The sequence below is a fragment of the Microbacterium sp. ISL-103 genome, assembly GCF_018613995.1.
Classification (GTDB): Bacteria; Actinomycetota; Actinomycetes; order Actinomycetales; family Microbacteriaceae; genus Microbacterium.
Genome location: NZ_JAGGPD010000341.1, coordinates 1 through 2,522 on the forward strand (window position 1 = coordinate 1; position 2,522 = coordinate 2,522).

A 2,522-nucleotide genomic window follows, 5' to 3' on the forward strand; every position below is an offset into this window, starting at 1 on the left:
CGCGGGCCCGACCCGAGGGGGGGTGCGGCGGCGGCACAGCGAGGACCAGGCGCTCGCGCCCGATCTCCCGGGCGGCGACGCCGTTCGGCTCGGCCCCCTCACGCAGACCGAGCAGCGCGACATCCAGATCACCCCGGCGCACCGCCTCGGCGAGGGTGTCGCTGTTGCCGACCGAGAGCTCGACCCGCGCATGAGGATGCGCCTCGCGAAAGACCGAGATGACCCGCGGCACCGAGACCGCACTCGCTGTGGGGATCACGCCGAGGCGGAGCGTCCCCACGACCCGACCGGCAGCCGTAGCCGCTGCCTCGCGGGCGTCATCGGCCGCCATCACCGCCTTCTTCGCGTGAAGCAGGAACGCCTCCCCCGCCTCGGTCGTCCGCACGCTGCGGCTCGAGCGGATGAAGAGCCGCTGTCCGAGCTCCCGCTCGAGGGCGGCGATCTGATGGCTGAGGGCGGACTGCGTGACGAAGCAGCGTTCGGCCGCTCGAGTGAAGCTCGACGCGGATGCCACCTCGACGACGTACCTGAGTTGCTGGAGATCCACACATCCATGATCGCTCTTCATGGAACGAGTGACAACTATGCCTTGAACTCATCCGCAGGAGCACTTCAGGCTGAAGACATGACACGCATGTCCGTTCTGCTCCTCACCGCACTGGCTCCCATCTCCTGGGGCACCACCTACCTCGTGACCACGGAGCTGCTCCCTGCCGGTCATCCACTCCTCGCTGGGCTCCTGCGCGCACTCCCTGCGGGGCTCATCGCGCTGGCCATCGGCAGGAGACTGCCGTCCGGAGGCTGGTGGCTGAAGTCTCTCGTGCTCGGGAGCCTCAACATCGGGGCGTTCTTCCCCCTGCTCTTCCTGGCGGCCGAACGACTGCCCGGCGGAGTCGCTGCGGCCGTCGCGGGAGCACAGCCGATGATCATCCTCGGCATGACCGCGCTCGTCCTCCGAGACCGGGTGCGACCGCTCAGCGCCGCTGCGGCCGTGGTCGGTGCGGGCGGCGTCGCTCTCGTCGTGCTCGGACCCGCCGCACAGCTCGACGCCTTCGGAATCCTCGCAGCGCTCGGCGGTGTGACGGCGACCGCTCTGGGCATGATCCTCACCAAACGCTGGGGCCGTCCTGCGGGCGTCGGGCCGGTCGCGTATGCGGGATGGCAGCTGACCGCAGGCGGTCTCGTCCTCCTGCCTCTCACGCTGCTCGGCGAAGGCGTTCCTCCCCTCATCGACGGCGGGACGGTGCTCGGCTACGTGTGGCTGGGCTCCGTCGGCGGGCTGCTTGCCTATACGCTCTGGTTCCGCGGCATCCAGCTACTGCCGGTCATCGCCCCCGGGCTGCTCTCTCTGCTCTCCCCCGTCGTCGCGACGCTGCTGGGCACGCTGGTCGCCGGCGAGACGTTCACGCCGTCCCAGGCGCTGGGCATCACCCTGGTGCTCGTCGCCCTCATCGGGGGACAGCTGACGGCGTTCAGAACGCCACGTCGGTCACCGACGCGTGCTCGGGAGCACGCACTGCCGGCATCGCAGACGTGAGGAACGTCAGTTCTTGCCGAAGAGCTTCTGGATCTCAGCGAGATCGGCCTCGCTCGGAGCCTTCGCACCGCCCAGGCCGAAGCCCGATCCCGTCGGGGTCGCGGACGGCGCGAGACCGGCGTTCTCAGCCGCGCGCTTCGCGGGGTTGCCGGAGCGCGAGCCGCCCGATGACTTGCCCTTCTTGCCGCGCTTGGACGAGGCTCCCGGCTTGCCCATTCCGGGCATCGCACCCATTCCGGGGATGTTCGGGGTGCCACCACGCGCGACCGTCTTCATCATCTTCGCGGCCTGGTCGAAGCGCTGCACGAGCTGATTGACGTCGGTGACGGTCATTCCCGAACCACGCGCGATGCGCAGCCGGCGCGATCCGTTGAGCACCTTCGGGTTGCGTCGTTCACCAGGGGTCATCGAACGGATGATCGCCTCTGTGCGATCGATCTCGCGCTCGTCGAAGTCCTCGAGCTGCTGCTTCATCTGCCCCATGCCGGGAAGCATCCCCAGCATCTTCTTCATCGAGCCCATCTTCTTCATCTGCTGAAGCTGGTCGAGGAAGTCTTCGAGGGTGAACGCCTCGGTCGCGAGCTTCTCGGCCATCTTGACGGCCTCTTCCTCATCGAAGGCCTGCTGGGCCTGCTCGATGAGGGTGAGGATGTCGCCGAGGTCGAGGATGCGACTGGCCATGCGGTCGGGGTAGAAAGGCTCGAGGTCTTCGAGTCGCTCGCCGGTGGACGCGAAGATGATGGGGCGGCCGGTGACGGAGGCGACGGAGAGCGCTGCACCACCGCGGGCGTCACCATCGAGCTTCGTCAGGACGACACCGGTGAAGTCGACGCCCTCCTGGAACGCCTTCGCCGTATTGACTGCGTCCTGGCCGATCATGGCGTCGATGACGAAGAGGACCTCATCGGGGTCCGTCGCCTTGCGGATGTCGGATGCCTGCTTCATCAGGTCGGCGTCGACGCCGAGGCGACCGGCCGTGTCGATG

General features: G+C 68.2%; 2 protein-coding genes and 1 pseudogene. 1 reads left to right on the forward strand and 2 read right to left on the reverse strand.

Features of this window, described 5'->3' with window-relative positions:
• A partial coding sequence (locus J7E68_RS12745) for a LysR family transcriptional regulator (protein WP_215173156.1) occupies positions 1–547 on the reverse strand: 547 nt, incomplete at its 3' end.
• A gap of 78 nt (positions 548–625) precedes the next feature.
• Between J7E68_RS12745 and J7E68_RS12750 the strand changes: the two genes are divergently transcribed.
• The gene (locus J7E68_RS12750) at positions 626–1,537 is read left to right on the forward strand and encodes an EamA family transporter (protein ID WP_215173158.1); all 912 of its coding nucleotides are present in this window, start codon (positions 626–628) and stop codon (positions 1,535–1,537) included.
• A 6-nt stretch (positions 1,538–1,543) separates the two neighbouring features.
• Here J7E68_RS12750 and J7E68_RS12755 read toward each other — a convergent pair.
• A pseudogene (locus J7E68_RS12755) lies at positions 1,544–2,522 on the reverse strand (signal recognition particle protein); the annotation flags it as partial.